The organism is Butyrivibrio sp. VCB2006 (genome assembly GCF_000420945.1).
Classification (GTDB): domain Bacteria; phylum Bacillota; class Clostridia; order Lachnospirales; family Lachnospiraceae; genus Butyrivibrio.
The window spans coordinates 24,663-43,830 of record NZ_ATVX01000014.1 but is presented as its reverse complement, the minus strand read 5'-3'; the positions used below and the strand labels follow the sequence as shown (position 1 = coordinate 43,830).

At 42.7% G+C, this 19,168-nt stretch carries 15 protein-coding genes; all 15 read left to right on the top strand.

Translation table 11 applies throughout. From position 1 onward, the window contains the following. Positions 1-80 precede the first annotated feature (80 nt). Entirely contained in the window at positions 81-737 is a 657-nt protein-coding gene (locus G613_RS19930; protein ID WP_029674941.1) for a hypothetical protein, read from the top strand. 124 nt (positions 738-861) lie between these two features. Further along, a complete protein-coding gene (aspS, locus tag G613_RS0113170; RefSeq protein WP_029233060.1) occupies positions 862-2,664 on the top strand; it encodes an aspartate--tRNA ligase in 1,803 nt (600 codons plus the stop codon). Between the two features lie 287 nt (positions 2,665-2,951). Beyond that, positions 2,952-3,230 carry an AtpZ/AtpI family protein gene (locus G613_RS0113165; protein WP_196805064.1) on the top strand — a complete coding sequence of 93 codons (279 nt, stop codon included), beginning with the start codon at positions 2,952-2,954 and terminating at the stop codon, positions 3,228-3,230. Positions 3,231-3,258: 28 nt separating this feature from the next. Then, positions 3,259-3,690, top strand: coding sequence for an ATP synthase subunit I (locus G613_RS0113160; RefSeq protein WP_029674940.1), 432 nt, complete (start codon positions 3,259-3,261; stop codon positions 3,688-3,690). A gap of 10 nt (positions 3,691-3,700) precedes the next feature. Continuing rightward, entirely contained in the window at positions 3,701-4,471 is a 771-nt protein-coding gene (locus G613_RS0113155) for a F0F1 ATP synthase subunit A (RefSeq protein ID WP_029233057.1), read from the top strand. 100 nt (positions 4,472-4,571) lie between these two features. Continuing rightward, on the top strand, positions 4,572-4,853 hold the full coding sequence (atpE, locus tag G613_RS0113150; RefSeq protein WP_026662145.1) for an ATP synthase F0 subunit C: 282 nt from the start codon (positions 4,572-4,574) through the stop codon (positions 4,851-4,853). Positions 4,854-4,885: 32 nt separating this feature from the next. Next, on the top strand, positions 4,886-5,422 hold the full coding sequence (gene atpF / locus G613_RS0113145) for a F0F1 ATP synthase subunit B (RefSeq protein ID WP_029233056.1): 537 nt from the start codon (positions 4,886-4,888) through the stop codon (positions 5,420-5,422). A 16-nt stretch (positions 5,423-5,438) separates the two neighbouring features. Further along, positions 5,439-5,978: an ATP synthase F1 subunit delta gene (gene atpH / locus G613_RS0113140; RefSeq protein WP_029233055.1), complete on the top strand. Its 540-nt coding sequence runs from the start codon at positions 5,439-5,441 to the stop codon at positions 5,976-5,978. Positions 5,979-5,996: 18 nt separating this feature from the next. Next, positions 5,997-7,517 carry a F0F1 ATP synthase subunit alpha gene (gene atpA / locus G613_RS0113135; RefSeq protein WP_029233054.1) on the top strand — a complete coding sequence of 507 codons (1,521 nt, stop codon included), beginning with the start codon at positions 5,997-5,999 and terminating at the stop codon, positions 7,515-7,517. 12 nt (positions 7,518-7,529) lie between these two features. Further along, entirely contained in the window at positions 7,530-8,393 is an 864-nt protein-coding gene (gene atpG, locus G613_RS0113130) for an ATP synthase F1 subunit gamma (RefSeq protein ID WP_029233053.1), read from the top strand. Between the two features lie 30 nt (positions 8,394-8,423). Then, positions 8,424-9,818, top strand: coding sequence for a F0F1 ATP synthase subunit beta (gene atpD, locus G613_RS0113125; RefSeq protein ID WP_029233052.1), 1,395 nt, complete (start codon positions 8,424-8,426; stop codon positions 9,816-9,818). Positions 9,819-9,864: 46 nt separating this feature from the next. Next, positions 9,865-10,290, top strand: coding sequence for an ATP synthase F1 subunit epsilon (gene atpC, locus G613_RS0113120; protein ID WP_029233051.1), 426 nt, complete (start codon positions 9,865-9,867; stop codon positions 10,288-10,290). Between the two features lie 99 nt (positions 10,291-10,389). Continuing rightward, positions 10,390-12,525 carry an HD domain-containing phosphohydrolase gene (locus G613_RS18105; RefSeq protein WP_029233050.1) on the top strand — a complete coding sequence of 712 codons (2,136 nt, stop codon included), beginning with the start codon at positions 10,390-10,392 and terminating at the stop codon, positions 12,523-12,525. Next, entirely contained in the window at positions 12,506-16,768 is a 4,263-nt protein-coding gene (locus G613_RS0113110; RefSeq protein WP_029233049.1) for a hybrid sensor histidine kinase/response regulator, read from the top strand. The genes G613_RS18105 and G613_RS0113110 overlap by 20 nt, the downstream gene beginning before the upstream one ends. A 17-nt stretch (positions 16,769-16,785) precedes the next feature. After that, positions 16,786-19,158, top strand: coding sequence for an HD domain-containing phosphohydrolase (locus G613_RS0113105; RefSeq protein WP_029233048.1), 2,373 nt, complete (start codon positions 16,786-16,788; stop codon positions 19,156-19,158). Positions 19,159-19,168 lie beyond the last annotated feature (10 nt).

Sequence of the window (19,168 nt, the reverse complement as noted above, 5' to 3'; positions counted from 1 at the left end):
GGCCTCTTTTGACGTATAATATATATATAAAGCTGTCGATATATTCTTTGTAGTGGATGATGGCTTTGGAGGTGTCGCTTATGAGTAAAAAGGCTATTGTTGGTATTTTTATGTCCATAATGATGCTGGGACTGGTTGGATGCGCCACAACAGGAGTTGGGGCTAACTCAGTCGGAGGGGATTCAGGTGATCTTAAGCCTGTAATTTACCTGTATCCTTTGGAGGATAATACCGAGATATCAGTAAGCCTTGATTACAATGGCAATCTGGTTGATCTGATTCCTGAGTTCAATGCAGATAAGACCTGGAATGTGACCGCCAATAGAGATGGCAAGATTACCTTTGAAGGTAAGACTTATGATTATCTTTTCTGGGAAGGGGATCCCAACTATTCCTATGACTTTTATTCAGGCTTTTGTGTAAAGGGCGAGGACACCAAGGACTTCCTCGATGAGAAACTTACAACTTTGGGACTTAATGCTTCTGAGAGAGCGGAGTTCATAGAGTTCTGGCTTCCTATGATGGAAAAGAATCCTTATAACCTCGTTAGCTTCCAGGGTGCTACATATACTAATAATGCAAAGCTTACAGTAACCCCGGCACCTGATACAACGATACGAGTATTTATGGCTTGGTATCCTACAGAGAAGTATATCAAGATCAATCCACAATACCTTGAGACACCGTCCAGAGGTGGATTTACAGTAGTTGAGTGGGGTGGCAACAAGGTAAAATAAAATTCAACTTGCAACTAGAATAATGATGCATTAAAATGTTTTGCGTGATATTAGACACTTCGCTAATATCACGCAATTCTTTTTGTTTGTTTTTTATTTTTTATAAAGAAATGGAGTAAATATCATGATGCAATCACGTACACATAACTGTGGTGAGCTGCGCATGGCAAACGTTGGCGAGAGTGTTACTCTTGTAGGCTGGCTTGAGAACATGCGTGAAGTTGGTGCAGGACTTGGATTCGTTGTCCTTCGTGACTTCTATGGCACAACACAGATTGTCCTTGAAACTGAGGAGATGGTCAAGGAAGCTAAGACCATCAATAAAGAGTCTACAATATCTGTTAAGGGTGTTGTAAGAGAGCGTAGTTCCAAGAACCCCAAGCAGGAGACAGGTGATATCGAGGTAGTGCCTGAGTCTATCACAGTTCTTGGCCGTTGCCGTTACAACGAGCTTCCATTTGAGATCAATCACTCAAGAGAAGCTGATGAGACAGCACGTCTTAAGTATCGTTATCTTGATCTTCGTAACCCTGAGGTTAAGAAGAATATTATTCTTAGATGCAATGTAATCGCTGCACTTCGTCAGGCTATGACAGAGCATGGATTTATGGAGATCACAACTCCTATCCTTACAGCTTCATCACCTGAGGGAGCTAGAGACTACCTTGTTCCTGCAAGAAAGCATCCTGGTAAGTTCTATGCACTTCCACAGGCTCCTCAGCAGTTCAAGCAGCTTCTTATGACAGCAGGATTTGACCGTTACTTCCAGATCGCTCCTTGCTTCCGTGATGAGGATGCAAGAGGAGACAGAAGCCCGGGAGAATTCTATCAGCTTGATATGGAGATGGCTTTCGCTACTCAGGAAGATGTATTTGCAGTATGTGAGGACGTTCTTCCTCCAGTATTTGAGAAATTCGGTACATATGATATTGCTTCAAAGGCTCCATTTACAAGAATTCCATATCTTGAGGCTATGGAGAAATATGGCTCAGATAAGCCAGACCTTAGAATTGACCTTACAGTAACTGATGTTACAGAAGCACTTAAGGATTGCGGCTTTGGACCATTTGCTACTAAGGCTGAGGATGGAACAGATACAAATGTTAGAATTAAGGCTGTTGTTGTTTCTGACTTCAAGGAGAGCCGTAAGTTCATCGACAAGACTATCGGTGATGTAGAGGTTCAGTCAGGTAACAAGGCTTATTGGTTCAGAATGGATGAGAACGGAGAACTCGTTGGAGGTATTTCCAAGTTTGTAGCTCCTATTAAGGATGCTGTTGTATCAGCTCTTTCACTTAAGGCAGGAGACCTTGTTGTTCTTTCAGCCGGTAAGCTTTCAGCTGCTCAGAAGACTGCAGGTGTTATTGTTAAGACCTTTGGTGCTGCTGTTCCTGGACATATGGATAAAGAGAGATATGAATTCTGCTGGATCGTTGACTTCCCTATGTATGAGATCGGTGAGGAGTCTGGAGAGCTTGAATTCTGTCATAACCCATTCTCAATGCCAAGCGGTGGTCTTGAGACACTTCTTAAGGCAGAGAGAGGCGAGATCGATCCTCTTTCAATCACAGCAGATCAGTACGATCTTGTTGTAAACGGTATCGAGCTTTCATCAGGTGCTGTACGAAACCATGACCCTGAGATTATGATCAAGGCCTTTGAGATGGTAAGACTTGGTGAGGACGATGTTAAGGCTAAGTTCCCTGCTATGTACAATGCATTCTGCTATGGCGCACCGCCACACGCAGGAATTGCTCCCGGTGTAGACCGTATGGTTATGCTTCTTGCTGGTGAGGATTCAATCCGTGAGATTATTCCTTTCCCTATGAACAAGAATGCGCAGGACATCATGATGGGTGCTCCTGGATATGTTACAGACAAGCAGCTTGAGGAACTTCACATCAAGACTACTGCTGTAGAAGAATAATAACCGAAATTTTGATAAAAGTTTTATTAATAATTGAGCCCTGTGCTGCAAAAACTAGTGTTTATGCGGCACAGGGCTTTTTTGTATATTAAAATGAAAATACCGCGAATTGTCTAACATTGGTTGAGAAAATGGCATAAAAAGTGTATTATTATGTTGTTATACTGTTTTGTTATGCGCAATTATTATGCCCAGTCGAAATAATCAGTACATTCAAGGGCTAATTTATTCGGTATAGCGTTAACGGCTTAAGAAAATGTGACAAGGAAGGAGCGTAACGTAGCCATATGCAAATGAGAGAAATATCCAAGTTATTAGGGCAGTTTGCTATGGTTGGACAGCTGGGATTGTCGCTGCTGATGCCGTTATTGTTATGTTTGCTTGCATGCTATCTTCTATGCACCAAACTGTCTGTTGGTGTGTGGGTTTATATACCGGGGTTTATTTTGGGGCTCGGTGGTTCTATGACGACCGCATATAAGGTCTATCTGTCAGTTGTTCACAGGGAAGAGAAAAAGAAAAAAGATCGGGATCCGGGAGAGGTGTATTTTAACAAACACATCTGATTACTTTTATTGTTGGGAGATTGACTTGATGTTTAAACTACAGGACGCAGTAAAAAAGGAAACTCGTAATATCGCTATAGGGACAGGCATCGGTGTCCTGATCATGTTCGCGATATTTTTTGTATTGCACATGGTGCTTCCGAAGGATTTACCCTTCGGCTATAGTGTGCCATTTGATTACAAAGTGATTTTAGCTGGAATTATCGGCTTTTTTGTGGCTGTCGGGAATTTTTTCTGGATGGCAATTACAGTACAGAAAGTTACATCCATTGAAGATGAGCAGCGAGCAAGACAGGAGATGGGCGTAAGCCTTCGCTATCGCACACTTATGCAGCTTCTTTGGGTGATACTTGCTATAGTAGTTCCAGTTTTTAATCTGGTGGCGGGCATTGTTCCGCTGTTTATACCTAGCATTACCATAAAACTACGCGGGATTATGTCTGCGGGGAAAGGAGGTTGAAGGCGAAAGCATGAATAGTAGTTTCGAAGTTGATTATGCGCAGATATACAAAACCTTCCATACTGGCATACCGGTTTTGGGCGACTTCAAATTGACAGAGACGCTTATAGTAAGCTGGTTTGTCATGGCTATCATCACAGGTTTATGTATATTCCTGACGAGGGACCTAAAGGTCGAGAACATTTCGAAAAGACAGGCTTTTGCGGAGATGCTTGTTGAGACGGGCAATAATTTTGTTCGTAACAACACAGGAGGCAACAAGTTTGATAAGCTGATACCTTTTGTTTCAGCACTTTTTGCTACCAGCGTGGTATCAAACCTGATAAGCCTTATAGGACTGCGAAGTCCAACAGCAGACCTATCAACAGAAGCGGCCTGGGCAGTAGTTGTTTTCATAATGATCACTGCCACCAAGATTAAGACCAACGGATTTGGCGGATATTTGAAAGGATTCACAACACCAATTGCTGTTATGACCCCGTTTAATATTCTGTCCGAGTTGGCGACTCCGGTAAGTATGGCTTGCCGTCATTTCGGAAATATTCTTTCCGGTGTAGTTATTGACGGACTTATTTACTGGGCTTTAGGACTTGCATCAGCAGCAATATTCGGACTGATTCCCGGAGCGGTTGGAAATTTCCTTTCCAAGATTCCGATTCTGGGCATAGGTATTCCGGCAGTAACCGGTGTTTACTTTGACTGGTTCTCAGGCTGTATGCAGGCATTTATCTTCTGTATGCTGACGGTAATGTATATCGCCAACGCGGCAGAGGAAGGGTGATAGAAGGATTGTGGGAATGAAATGGAACAATCCGATAGCACGAAAAATTAAAACTAAATAAATAAAAAACATAATTAAATCATTTAGGAGGCTAAATAATATGGGTGATTTTCAGATGCTAGCAAAAGGTATTGCACTTGCAGGATGTGGTATTGGTGCAGGATGTGCACTTATCGCAGGTATTGGTCCTGGTATTGGTGAAGGAACTGCTGTTTCTAAGGCACTTGAAGCTATCGGACGTCAGCCTGAGTGTAAGGGCGATGTTACAGGTACCATGCTTCTTGGTTGTGCGGTTGCAGAGACAACCGGTATTTACGGTTTCGTTACAGGTCTGCTTCTTATCTTCGTTGCACCTGGTATGTTTATGGGATACCTTCAGTAAACATTTTCCAATAGAAAAAAGGAGAGACCATTATGGATATACAGGCCCTATTGCTGATCACTGCGGACGCTAAAGAGACGCAGGAATTAGTTACATTGGTGCCCTGGACGTTTATCATTCAGATAATCAACCTGTTCATTCAGGTATTTCTGATCAAGAAATTCCTCTTTAAGCCTATCAACGATATCCTTGAAAAGAGAAGAAATCTTGCAGATAAAACGATCCGAGAGGCAAGAGAGGCCCAGGATAAAGCCGATTCTCTCAAAGAACAGTATGAGAGCTCTCTTACAAATGCACATGCTGAAGCAGCTTCAATAGTTTCTGAAGCACAGAAAGAAGCTCAGGTGAAAGCCGACACAATTGTGCAGGAGGCAGAACAGCAGGCTGCTGGAATCAAAGCCAGAGCTGCTGCTGATATTGAACAGGAGAAGAAGAAGGCTATCAACGAGGCCAAAGATGAAATCGGTGGTCTTGCAATGGATATTGCAGGAAAGGTTGTTGAAAAAGAAATCAACGAGGCCGATCACAAAAAGCTTATCGAAGATTTTATTAACAAAGTTGGAGCTTAAGTAAGGAGAATAAATCATGAGTAGTGCTGGAGATCTTTATGGGCAGAGCCTATATGATCTGGCAGCGGAAGAGAACCTTACGGATGAAATACTGGGCGAAATGGAGGCAGTAAAAGAGATTTTCAAAGAAAATCCCGATTACGTGACACTCCTGTCGGAACCTTCAGTCCCTAAGAAAGAGAGGTTGCAACTTGTTGATGAAGCATTCGATGGAAGCTTGCAGCCGTACCTGATGAACTTTATCAAGATTCTCATTGAGAAAGGTCTTCTACGAGAGTTTTCTGCATGTCAGAAGCGCTTTAGAAGAAGCTATAACGAGGCACACGGAATCGCAGATGCACTTGTTACAACAGCTGTAGCGCTCAGCGATGAGCAGCTTTCTAACCTTAAAGAGAAACTGGAAAAGATCAGTGGTAAGAAGATTCTTTTGAAACAGAAGACAGATCCCGGCGTCCTGGGCGGCGTTAGAGTTGATCTGGAGGGACAGCTCTTTGACGGAACAGTCAAAGGAAGGTTATCCGAGCTTCGCAGACGCGTCGATGAGACGGTTATATAAAATACATCGGAGGATGATATGGAACTAAAACCAGAAAAAATATCCGAGGTCATTCGAAGCCAGATAAAGAACTATCAGAATGCAATTATCCAGAACGAGACCGGAACAGTTCTTACCGTTGGTGATGGTATTGCCAGAGTTAGCGGACTTTTGAACTGTATGTCCGGAGAGCTTTTGGAGTTTGAGAATGGTACATTCGGAATGGCTCAAAACCTCGAGGAAACAGTAGTATCCGCGGTATTGTTCGGAGAAGATGTTGGTATCAGCGAAGGACAGACCGTTAAGCGTACAGGAAGAGTTGTATCTGTTCCTGTAGGAGAGCAGATGATTGGACGTGTTGTAAACGCCATTGGACAGCCAATTGACGGACAGGGACCAATCGAAGCTTCAGAATATAGACCGGTTGAATCGCCGGCTCCCGGTATCATTGCAAGACAGCCGGTTAAAGAACCACTTCAGACAGGTATCAAGGCTATCGATTCCATGATCCCTATCGGAAGAGGACAGCGTGAGCTTATTATCGGTGATAGACAGACCGGTAAGACCACAATCGCTGTGGACACAATCCTTAACCAGAAGGGTAAAGATGTTATCTGTATCTACGTTGCTATCGGACAGAAACGTTCAACAGTTACATCCCTTGTTGAGGATCTTAAGAAGGGCGGAGCTATGGACTACACAATCGTTGTAGCAGCTACAGCTTCAGAGCCTTCACCACTTCAGTACATTTCTCCATACACAGGCTGTGCTATGGGTGAGTACTTTATGTTAAAGGGTAAACACGTACTTTGTATCTACGACGACCTATCAAAGCACGCTGTAGCATACAGAGCACTTTCACTTCTTATCAGAAGACCACCGGGACGTGAAGCTTATCCCGGAGACGTTTTCTACCTGCACTCAAGACTCCTTGAGAGAGCAGCTAAGCTCTCAGATGAGAACGGAGGAGGTTCACTTACAGCCCTTCCTATCATCGAGACACAGGCCGGTGACGTATCAGCCTACATCCCTACAAACGTTATCTCTATCACAGACGGACAGATATTCCTTGAGACAGAGCTTTTCCACTCGGGAATTATGCCTGCGGTTAACCCGGGTATTTCCGTATCTCGAGTTGGTGGTAACGCTCAGATCAAGGCTATGAAGAAGGTTGCCGGAACGCTTAAGCTTGTTTATTCACAGTACCGTGAGCTGCAGAGCTTTGCTCAGTTCGGTTCAGACCTTGACGAAGACACAAAGTCTCGTCTTGCACAGGGTGAAAGAATCGTGGAAGTACTTAAGCAGAACAAGAATATGCCTGTTCCTGTAGAAAAACAGGTAGCAATTCTTTATGCGGTAGTAAATAACATCCTTATGAAAATCGAAGCCAGCGACGTTGCTGAATATGAAGCAGGTCTTTATGACTTCCTTGATCAGAATCCTTCCGGAATTGCAGCTATGCGCGATATTCGTGAGACTGGCAAGCTTGAAAAAGAGACTGAGGATAAGTTAAAGGCAGCACTAGACGCTTACACTGATAAATTTGTTAAGAGCAGATAAGGAGGATAAATAATGGCTGGATCAATGAAAGCTGTTAAACTCCGAATCAAGAGCGTCCAGAGCACTATGCAGATTACGAAGGCTATGCAGCTGGTTGCAGCTAGTAAGCTTCGTAAAGCCAAGGAAAGGGCTGATGAATCTAAGCCTTACCTTAAGACGATGCTGGAGACACTTACAGATATAGCCAATGGAAACACTGATTTCCAGTCTATCTTCACCAAGAGCGGAGATAATGATAAGAAATGGCTGTATGTTGTAATCGCCGGAGACAGAGGTCTTGCGGGAGGTTATAACTCGAACCTGTTTAAGTTTGTCGAGGCAGAGCTTAAGGACAAGGAGGATGTGACAGTTCTTCCCATCGGTAAAAAATCTGTGGAGTTCTTTAAACACAGAAATATTCCTATTTTTACTGAGGAATATGCCGAGGTTGCCAAGATAACTATCTCAGACTGTTTCCAGATAGCAAAAATTATCTGCGGATCATACGGCGGTGATGGATTTGGACATGTTTTCCTGTGTTACACAAACTTCGTGTCCATGTTGTCACAGGTTCCAACAGCGACATCCCTTCTTCCACTTTCAGATCTTTCAACAGAGAAAAAAGAAAGTGATGGAAAGCCAAAGGATCTTATCCTGTATGAACCAAACAGTGAGACAGTGTTCGATGCTATTGTTCCGGAATATCTGGCGGGAATTCTTTATACCAGTATCAATATTTCTTATGCCAGTGAGCTTGCTGCCCGTAGAACAGCTATGGAAGCAGCCACAGACAACGCAGAGGAAATGATTGAGACCTTAAGTCTGTACTATAACAGAGCTCGTCAGGCAAGCATTACGCAGGAAATCACAGAGATTGTTGCGGGTGCTGAAAGCTGATCACTATTATACCTATAAAGGAGTTTAACAATGAGTGAAAATCATGTTGGAAAGGTAATACAGGTTACAGGCCCTGTACTTGACATCCGATTTAAAGAGGGTGAGCTTCCTGATCTTCACAATGCCATAGAGATTATGATCGAAGACCGTAAACTTATTGCTGAGGTTGCTCAGCAGGTCGGCGATGATGTTGTTCGTTGCGTAGCTATGAGTTCAACAGATGGTCTTGTCAGAGGTGTTGATGCAATTGATACCGGAAGCCCAATCACTGTGCCGGTTGGAGAACAGTGCCTGGGAAGAATTTTCAACCTGCTTGGTGAACCTGTAGATAATGAGCCTGCCCCAGAGGGAGTAGAGAGATGGCCAATCCATCGTCCGGCTCCTGCTTACGAGGACCAGGTCCCTGCTACAGAAATTTTTGAAACCGGAATTAAGGTCGTTGACCTTATCTGCCCTTACGCTAAGGGTGGTAAGATCGGTTTGTTCGGCGGTGCCGGCGTAGGTAAGACCGTACTTATCATGGAGCTTATCAACAACGTTGCTAAGGCTCATGGCGGACTTTCAGTATTCACCGGTGTTGGTGAGCGTACTCGTGAAGGTAATGACCTTTACGGAGAAATGAAGGAATCAGGAGTTATCAATAAGACCGCACTTGTTTACGGTCAGATGAACGAGCCACCGGGAGCCAGAATGAGAGTTGGTCTTTCCGGACTTACAATGGCTGAGTATTTCCGTGATGTTAAGAATCAGGACGTGCTTCTGTTCATTGATAACATTTTCCGTTTTACACAGGCTGGTTCAGAGGTTTCAGCCCTCCTTGGACGTATGCCTTCAGCCGTAGGTTATCAGCCTACACTGGCTACAGAGATGGGTGCTCTTCAGGAGCGTATCACATCTACCAAGAAGGGATCTATCACATCAGTTCAGGCCGTATACGTACCTGCTGATGACCTTACAGACCCTGCTCCTGCTACAACTTTCACACATCTGGATGCTACCACCGTTCTTTCCAGAGATATCGCTTCAAAGGGTATTTATCCTGCTGTTGATCCTCTTGATTCAACAAGCCGTATCCTTTCACCTGATATCGTAGGAAAAGAGCATTATGAAGTAGCCAAGGGTGTTCAGCAGGTGCTTCAGAGATATCGTGAACTTCAGGATATCATCGCTATCATGGGTATGGACGAACTTTCAGAAGAGGATAAGCTTACCGTTTACAGAGCCCGAAAGGTTCAGAACTTCCTGTCACAGAGCTTCTCAGTAGCTGAGCAGTTCACAGGACTTCCTGGTAAATACGTTCCTCTTAAAGAGACTATCCGTGGCTTCAAGATGATTCTTGACGGCGAATGCGATGATCTTCCGGAGTCAGCATTCCTTCTTGTTGGAACCATTGATGAAGTATTTGAGAAGGCTAAGAAACAGTGATGACGCCTTGTATTCATGGATGATACAAGAGAAATGAGGAAAAAATATGGCCAGTACATATCATTTACAGGTTGTATCCTTAGATGGTCTTGAATACGAGGGCGAAGTTCAAAAGATACTGCTGCGTACGATAGAGGGTGATGTTGAGATACTCGCTCGCCACACCAACTACTGTACCGCCATTGGAATGGGAACCGCCAAGGTTACCATGGAGGATGGCAAGGAGAGAAAAGCAGCCTGTATCGGAGGAATGCTTTCTGTAATGAATGGCGAAGTCAGAGTTCTTCCAACCACTTGGGAGTGGAGTGAGGACATTGATGTTGCCAGAGCTAAGGCAGCCAAGGAAAGAGCTGAAGAAAGGCTCAAAGATAAACTTCTGGATAATGAAGCCAGAGTTCGTGCCGAAGCTAAGCTTTACAGAGCACTTGTAAGACTTGGATCTTCAGGTCATGGTCAGGATCATCTGGACTAAGATATGAAAAAAGAGATAACGCTGGCTCCGGGTAACCAGAGTCAGCGTTTACTTAAGTAGAGCAGCGGCTTTTCGCTGATTATATCGGAGGGAAGACTGTTGAAACAAGGATTAGACATAAAAAAAGGCAGCAATAAATGGCGCATCGTGTTGGTAGTAGTCGGTGTGGTATTTAATGTGCTGCTTTTTTTTATTTCTAATCGCTTTGGACTTCCGTTCTTTTTGGATACCATAGGAACAATAGTAGCAGCAGGGATTGGAGGTCTGTTTCCCGGAATTTTAACTGCAGTTTTGTCAAATACTTTATGCGCGGTAATAGATACTAATTCACTATACTTCATGTTTGTAAATGTGTTGGTAGCTATTTACGCATCCTGGTATGGGATGAACTACTCTTTTAAGAGAATAGATAAAGCTGTCATTTTTGCAGTTACATCAGGCTTGGCATCAGGATTATTGGGGGCCATCATACAGAATATTCTGTTTGGCGCTGGCCAAAATGAGATAGTATCAGAGCTCTCAACTCCTCTTCAGGATTCATTTAAGCTTTCACCTACCGTAGCTTTTTTCGTTGGAAACATACTAATAAACTTATTGGACAAGACTATAACAACAATCATCGCTTTCCTGGTCATAGTTTTTACGCCGGAAAATGAGATAGTAGTGGTAAGAAATTCCGGATGGAAGCAAAAGCCTTTGTCCGGAGACGAGCTAAGGCGAATCAGAAGTTGGGTTAAGGATGTTAAATTATCTGCAAGAACCAGGATGACGGTCACATTGGTAAGTGCCTCTTTGATTCTTGTGTTCATTATGGGATGGATAGGAGTAAGTCTTTATTTCGAGAATGAAAAAAATGCAAGGGTGGAAAATGCATGGAATGCTCTGGAGTTTACCGCAACCATGATGGATCCCTCCCAAATCAGTAATTTTATCAAGGATGGTGGAGATTCTCAGGAGTATTTAATGGTTGGATCATTGCTCTCAACCATAAAAGAGAATGCTTATGGAGTAAGCCGCCTTTATGTGATTATTCCGGAAAATAATGGATTAAGATATGTCTTTGATTTTTCCTCAGATGAAGATGAAGTGACCTATGAGGCCGGGCAATTAGTGCCATATGAGGAAATACATGCTTTTGATGCTGATTTATTTGACGGAGAATTGGCATATCAAGAGATCAGAGGCCTTGGAAACTGGAAGATGTCTTTGTTCTATCCGCTAAAAAATTCCATTGGAAGTACTGTGTGCTATCTCGCTGCAGATGTTTCGCTGGCTTATATGGCAGATTATATGAGGATTTTTGTGTTCAAGGTAGCGATTATCCTGGCAGGATTTTTTGTACTGATTGTGGCATATGCTCTTTGGACGACAGACGTTTTCAGTACTTACCCAATAAGCAGTATGGCTGAGATTCTGGATAGATTCAGTAAAGGAAGCGATTCTCAGGAACAGATGGATGAAAATGTCAGAGAGATAAGAGCGCTTGATATCCACACCGGAGATGAAACGGAAATGCTTTATCAAAGCATTTGCAGCTTGATCTTAAGTCAGGCGGAACAGATGAGAAGTATCAGAAGGCTTTCGGAGTCCACAGCCAAGATGCAGGATGGTCTTATTATGACCATGGCGGATATGGTTGAGAACAGAGACCTTGATATGGGTGCTCATATCCAAAGGACCACGGCGTACGTCAGGATTGTGGCTGAAAGTCTCAAGAAAAAAGGATATTATCCGGAAAAACTTACTCCTAAGTTTATGTCTGATATTGTCAGATCAGCACCACTTTATGACGTGGGTAAGATAAAAGTGCCGGATGAAATTCTGAAAAAGCCCGGAGAACTGACAAAAGAGGAATTCGAGATAATAAAGACTCATGTAACAGAGGGTAAGAAGATTCTGGAAAATGCCATAAGTACATCTAATGGTGATAACTACCTTAAGGAAGCAAGAAACATGGCAGCTTATCACCACGAGAGGTGGGATGGAACAGGCTATCCAGAGGGACTTCATGGTGAGGTAATACCATTATCTGCAAGAATTATGGCAATTGCGGATGTATTTGATGACATTACCTCTGACAGAGTATACAGAAAAGCAATGTCCTTGGACAAAGCACTTGAAGTAATGAATGGATTTTCCGGAACAGTATTTGATCCTAAATGCCTTGAAGCATTCATGGATGCCCTTCCGGAAATAAAAGTAATCATGATGAAATATGGTGATCAAAACGTTTAAATGTGGTAAAAGGGTAAAAACTAAATATCTGACCATATTTACAGCGATAGTTCTTTTGATTATGGCTCTTGTTCCTGTGCTCAAAGCTAATGCTTCGGAGCCAAGTAATCTTTTGCCTTATGAGCAGGTAAAAAGAATTGGCGGCGGCTATGCTGTGACCAACCAGATGGATGGGGCAGGATATGCAGCCTATGTTTATGATGCCACAAATGGCCTTCCTACATCGGATGCCATGTACATTCTTGGAGCAAGCGATGGTTATGTTTGGCTTGGAGGCTATAGCGGTGTTATAAAGTATGACGGTTCAACCTTTGAGAGACTTAGCACTGACAACGGTCTTACCAGTGCCAGAGCTATTTTCGAAGACAGCCAAAAGAGAATCTGGGTCGGAACAAATGATAATGGCGTTGTAGTTATAGATGGAGCAAGCAGGAGACAGTATACGATTTTTGACGGGCTTCCATCTTCTTCAATAAGGCATTTTGCTGAGGATTATAGTGGAAACATTATTATCGGAACTACAGCAGGACTTTGCTATGTCGGCGAAGATATGATGCTTCATGAAATGAATGACCCCAGGCTTAGAAATGAAAGAGTTTTAAAGCTTAGTATCGGACTTGATGGAATTATTTACGGACAAACAGGTAATGGTAAGGTCTTTTCAATAGTAAACTGCAAAGTAGCTAAGGTTTATACCAGCAGAGAGCTTGGCATGGCTAAGATCACCACCATTCTGGCAGATCCGCATAATTCCCAAAAAGTATATATAAGTACAGAAAGAGGATACATATATCACGGAATATTCGGAGACAAAGCCATACGTATGGATGCCCTGTCGTCCAAATCTTTGGGTACAGTGCATTGGATTTCCTATGATTGCGACAGAATATGGGTATCTTCCACTTCTAAATGCGGATATATCGATAAAGAAGGAAAACTAGTTCTGCTGGAAGGACTGCCAATTGACAGTTCAATCGAGATGCAGACTGCAGATTATCAGGGGAATATGTGGATTGCGTCTTCTACACAGGGCGTAATGAAGCTGGTTACAGACGACTTTGTTGATATGACAAGGTCAGATGGGCTTCCTGAGGTAGTTACAAACGCCACCTGCCACCACAATGGTATGTTATATGTTGGAACAGACAGTGGCCTTTATGTATTGAGCGATAACGGACAGCTGATAAATAATAACCTTACAAGATATCTTGAGAATACCAGAATACGCTGTATGATCGAAGACTCCAGAGGGGATTTGTGGGTAGCCACCTATACGAACGGAAAGGGACTTATAAGGCTATCTGCTGCAGGAAGTTTGACAACTTATACTACGGAAAATGGTCTTAAGGATGATTCCATACGATGCATTACTGAGGCAAAGGATGGTTCTATTATTGTGGGCTCCAACGGCGGTGTGACCATAATCAGAAACGGAAGTATAGCAAAGACATATGGCATTGATTCCGGTATGAAGAACTCCGTAGTACTTACCGTGGCTGAAGACGAAAACGGCGAAATCTATGCAGGTACAGATGGAGGCGGCCTCTATGTCTTTGATAAGCTTACCATGAAGAGGCTTGGTCTCGAGGATGGCCTTTCAAGTGAAGTAATAATGAGACTTAAGAAGGATGATGAGAGAAATCTTTTATGGATCATCACTTCAAACTCCATAGGCTATATCAAGGATGGAGTAATTAAAAATATAGAATCCTTCCCGTTTAACAATAACTATGACATTTACTATGGGGACAATGACAGACTGTGGATCCTTTCATCCTATGGAATATACAGGGTCAAGGCCCAGGAAATGCTTGAGGATGATGTTAAGAACTATAAGTTGTACACCATTTCCAATGGTATGCCTTACGCCGTTACTTCTGCTTCCTTTGGATATCAGAAAGATGACGGAAACCTTTATATTCCGGGAAGAAAAGGCGTAATCAGGGTAAATATAAATAAGATTAATGATAGAAGCGAGAAATTAAAGATTGGTGTTCAGTCAGTATACTGTGACGATGAACTGATCACGCCTAATTCCCAGGGAACCTACATTTTGCCGGCATCGGATGGTCGAATAAGGATAACGCCTTCGGTAATGGACTATACAATGCTGAATCCTATGGTTAGGGTATTCCTTGAGGGAAAAGAAAATGTGGGAATGTCGGCTCAAAAGAGCAATCTTTCCACGTTGGAGTATACCTCACTTGATTATGGCAACTACATTCTTCATATACAGGTCTTAAATGACAAAGAAGCTGTGGCCCAGGAAGAGAGATTCCTGATTGTAAAAAAGCCTCATTTCTTTGAGCTGTTTGCGGTTAAGCTTCTGATGATATTTATGGTTGCCTTTTTGGCAGGCTTTATCGTATGGAGAGTTTTAAAGGCTACGGTTGTATCCAAACAGTACGAAGAAATCAGAAAGGCCAAGGAAGAAGCTGAGAAGGCTAACACAGCTAAATCCAGGTTCCTTGCCAATATGTCCCATGAGATCAGAACTCCTATCAATACAATTATGGGTATGGATGAGATGATCTTAAGAGAAGATGCAAGAGATGTGCCTAAGCCTTATTTCCTTTCTATGATGAACTATGCTCTGGATATCAGGAATGCTACAGAGTCACTGCTAGGCCTTATCAATGACCTTCTTGATATGTCCAAGATTGAGTCCGGCAAGATGCATCTTGTTGAGCAGGAATATGATGTTCAGGATCAGCTTCGGTCCATAGTATCTATGATCCGTTCAAGAAGTACAGAAAAAGAGCTGATTTTTGAAGTTGTGATTGATGAAATCCTTCCATCACGAATGTATGGGGATTGTAGTAAAATCAAGCAGATTGTGCTGAATCTTTTGACAAATGCTGTTAAATATACGGAGAGTGGTGGATTTGCTCTTACAGTATCAATGGAAGCCAGAACAGATGATATCTGTGATCTGAGGTTTTCGGTAAAAGATACAGGTATTGGTGTTAAAGAGGAGGATATGGAGAAACTCTTTACCGCCTATGAGAGACTCGATGAGGAAAAGAACAGCGCTATCCAGGGAACCGGACTGGGACTTGATATTTCCAGAAGATTTGCGGAGCTGATGGGTGGTAAGCTTTGGTGCGAAAGTGTTTACGGCGAAGGCTCGGAATTCATTCTTACTGTGAAACAGAGAATTGTAGATTCAACCCCTATCGGAGTATTTATTGAGCATGATACTTCTGCAAACGGTCCGTATGTACCTAAGTTTATTGCGCCTGATGCAGATGTCCTTGTTGTTGACGATACGCCTATGAACCTTAGTGTTATCAAGGGACTTCTCAAGGCTACCAAGATATTCGTAACTACTGCCGACAGTGGAGAAGAAGCGATTGAAAAGATAAAAGAGACAGATTTCAACGTAGTTCTTCTTGATCACATGATGCCGGGAATGGATGGTATTGAGACACTGGAAAAAATTCGTGAGACTCATCCTGATCTGCCGGTTTACGCGCTTACTGCAAATGCTTCAGTGGGAGAAGAATTCTATACTTCTAAGGGCTTTAACGGTTATCTGTCCAAGCCTGTAGACAGCCAGGCTCTGGAAAGTACAATCTTAAAGCACCTGCCGCCTGAAATCGTAATGCAAAGAGAAGACGAGGAGGCAGAAGAGGAACTTAAGGAACTTCCGGAGAACATGCTTTGGATCAGAGATGTAGAGGGCTTATCTGTGGATGATGGAATAACTAATTCCGGAGGTATCTCTAACTACATGTTCTCAATAAGGTTGTTCCTGGATACCATTGATGACAACATCGAAGTCATTGAAAAAGCCTATGAGACAGATGATATTAGGCTATATACCATTAAGGTACATGCCCTTAAGAGCTCTGCAAGAATAGTCGGAGCACTGGAGCTTTCCAAAATGGCTGCAAGTCTTGAGGAAGCAGGCAAGAATGGAAATAAGGAATTAATTGATAAGAATACCAAAGCTCTCTTGACTGATTACAGAGCCTTTAAAGCTAAGCTAAAGAAAATGGATCAGGAATTCGAATCTGAGACTGAAGATGACGGAAAGGAAATGATTTCCGAAGATGATCTTAAGGATGCTTACAGTGCACTTAAGGATGTTATCTCTCAGATGGATTATGATGCTGTGGAAATGATTCTTGAACAGATCAAGAAATTTAGACTTCCTCCTGAGGATGCCAAGAAAATGGATAAGCTTGGTAAACTCCTTAAAACCTTTGATTGGGATGCAATGGAAGCGCTGTTTGAATAAGCTGCCGGAGTGTATTTATGTTTGATCTTATCAGAACTTACCAACTAAATATTATGTTATGTCTAAGCTCTGTCAGCATGGCGATGGCACTTCTGCTGCTCATTACCAAATTTTTGTCAAAGAAGCGTAAATGGGCATTGATCAACATGGAGCTTATAGCAACTTTTCTTTTGGCCTTTGACAGAGCGGCTTATATATACAGCGGTGTTGGAGGCCCAAAAGGCTATATTATGGTAAGAGTCAGTAATTTCATAGTGTTTTTCCTGACTTCTGGCATAGTAATGGGCTTTAATATCTATCTTGCTGATCTTCTAACCAACGAAGGGCAATTGGCGGCTGTGCCAAGGAGACTTCAGATTGTAGGGGCTATTGCGGCTTTGGGAATGGTTCTTTCTGTAGTAGCTGCGTTTACTGGACTGTATTATAGCTTTGATGCCAACAATATATATCACAGGGGACCATATTTCTGGATTAGTTATGTAGCTCCTATTGTAGGACCAATCCTGCAGTTTACGGTTATATGGCAATACAAGAAAAAGTTTAGCCGTATCATCTTTACTGCCTTGTGGTTATATCTGGTGGTTCCTATTGTCTGCGCACTTATTCAGTTTGTGGCCTATGGAATATCTATTGTGAATATGGCCATGGTTCTTGTTTCTATCTTCCTTTATGTCTTTGCCTACCTTGATGTTAATGAGCAGGCACTTAAGGCTCATGAGATTGAAATGGAGCGTTTGCAGGAAGACAAGAAGAGTATGAGGAGGCTTTTTGATCAGACAGCCACTGCCTTTGTTGCTGCCATGGAAAAAAAGGACGCTTTCTCCCAGGGACATTCTGCCAAAGCAGCAGAGATGGCCGGAAGAATAGCCAAGGCCATGGGAAAGACTCAGGATGAAATTGATGAGATATATTTTGCGGCACTTCTTCATAATGTAGGAATCATGGGGGTTCCGGATGGACTTGTTGAAAACTTTGACAAGCTGTCACCGGAGCAGTTTGAAGTTTTCAAACAGACCCCTAATATTAGTGCGGATATTTTGTCAAATATCACTGAATATCCAATCCTCACAGTGGCGGCTAAATATTGCAATGAAAACTATGATGGTACAGGTTTCCCTGAGGGACTTAAAGAAAAAGAAATTCCTGAGGTTGCAAGAATCATGGCTGTAGTAGACAGGTATGATGCCATGACCACCAAGACCAAGTATAGTGAGCCCTTACCGGAGCCTATGGTAAGAGAGGAATTTATTCAGGAATCCGGAAACAGACTGGATCCTGAGCTTACAAATATCATGCTGGATATACTTGATGCGGATTCAAGAGAAGAAGCAGTCAAGAATTCACGGCCGGGAGCAGATGTTGAAAAAGAACTAGTATGCGGTAAATACAGGGATAAGATTTCTGTGGGAGTTCTTTTGGATGAAATGTCCACCAACATCAGCTTTATGTGTGAGCCTCAAAAGAAAAAAGAGGGAGACTACAGCGGGCCTTCTATTATCGTATTTGATTCCTATGACAGGCGTATTCATGATAATTACAAATCTATAGATGCATACAAGTATATGGAATATGCCGAAGTATGGTTTGATGGGCACAGTGTTTCCACAGATGCCAGAAACATGGAAGTGAAAACAGAAACTGTTGAGGATAATTCTGAGTGGCCTGAGGGTAAATATATTATCATTGCTACTAAATATGAGGACCACGTTAAGATCAATATGACAGATGGAAAGAAGGATATGGATGTGATAATTGCGCTTCCTGACAGCTCCAAGTATGCATCCATAGCTCTGACCGGAGAGAATTGTCATATTACGGATATCACGGTTGAAAAAAATGAAGAAGAGACCAAAGAGGGCGACATAAAGAGGATTGCAGAAGTGGTAAGTTATATCGAACGCATGGAATCCGATGTGCCTAACGTACAGATAGACAGACACCGTTCAGCTTATGCGGATGGTATGGAGATTACGGGAGATATGAAACTTTCATTCCATACTATGAGTCTGCCTGCATCCAATCTGGTGTGGCACTGCCCATATATAGTTTTGTATTACTCCGAGGATGGAAAGGTTGGAGGACCGGGCTACAGGGAATATGCCCTGATCAGGATAAACGGAGAGATAGATAAAACCGATCTCTATGCTAGAAACAGCTTCTCAATGAAAAGAGAGAGTTCATTCCCCGGATGGAATGAGTGGAAGGCTATCAATAAAGAGGGAATGGAGTGCGAAGTACTCTTTTCGGTTAAGGGAAATACAATTACAACAAAGACAACAAATATGGGCGTTGCTATACAAAACAGCACCGTAATTACCGATGGCGGTGATAAGGTGTACGCAGCAATAACCGGTGACATGGTGGCGATAACGGATATCAGGATTAAGTAAGGGGTGAAAG

Coding starts and splice junctions, on each gene's coding strand:
- G613_RS19930 (WP_029674941.1), top strand. CDS start 81: ATGAGTAAAAAGGCTATTGTTGGTATTTTTATGTCCATAATGATGCTG.
- aspS (WP_029233060.1), top strand. CDS start 862: ATGATGCAATCACGTACACATAACTGTGGTGAGCTGCGCATGGCAAAC.
- G613_RS0113165 (WP_196805064.1), top strand. CDS start 2,952: ATGCAAATGAGAGAAATATCCAAGTTATTAGGGCAGTTTGCTATGGTT.
- G613_RS0113160 (WP_029674940.1), top strand. CDS start 3,259: ATGTTTAAACTACAGGACGCAGTAAAAAAGGAAACTCGTAATATCGCT.
- G613_RS0113155 (WP_029233057.1), top strand. CDS start 3,701: ATGAATAGTAGTTTCGAAGTTGATTATGCGCAGATATACAAAACCTTC.
- atpE (WP_026662145.1), top strand. CDS start 4,572: ATGGGTGATTTTCAGATGCTAGCAAAAGGTATTGCACTTGCAGGATGT.
- atpF (WP_029233056.1), top strand. CDS start 4,886: ATGGATATACAGGCCCTATTGCTGATCACTGCGGACGCTAAAGAGACG.
- atpH (WP_029233055.1), top strand. CDS start 5,439: ATGAGTAGTGCTGGAGATCTTTATGGGCAGAGCCTATATGATCTGGCA.
- atpA (WP_029233054.1), top strand. CDS start 5,997: ATGGAACTAAAACCAGAAAAAATATCCGAGGTCATTCGAAGCCAGATA.
- atpG (WP_029233053.1), top strand. CDS start 7,530: ATGGCTGGATCAATGAAAGCTGTTAAACTCCGAATCAAGAGCGTCCAG.
- atpD (WP_029233052.1), top strand. CDS start 8,424: ATGAGTGAAAATCATGTTGGAAAGGTAATACAGGTTACAGGCCCTGTA.
- atpC (WP_029233051.1), top strand. CDS start 9,865: ATGGCCAGTACATATCATTTACAGGTTGTATCCTTAGATGGTCTTGAA.
- G613_RS0113110 (WP_029233049.1), top strand. CDS start 12,506: ATGGTGATCAAAACGTTTAAATGTGGTAAAAGGGTAAAAACTAAATAT.
- G613_RS0113105 (WP_029233048.1), top strand. CDS start 16,786: ATGTTTGATCTTATCAGAACTTACCAACTAAATATTATGTTATGTCTA.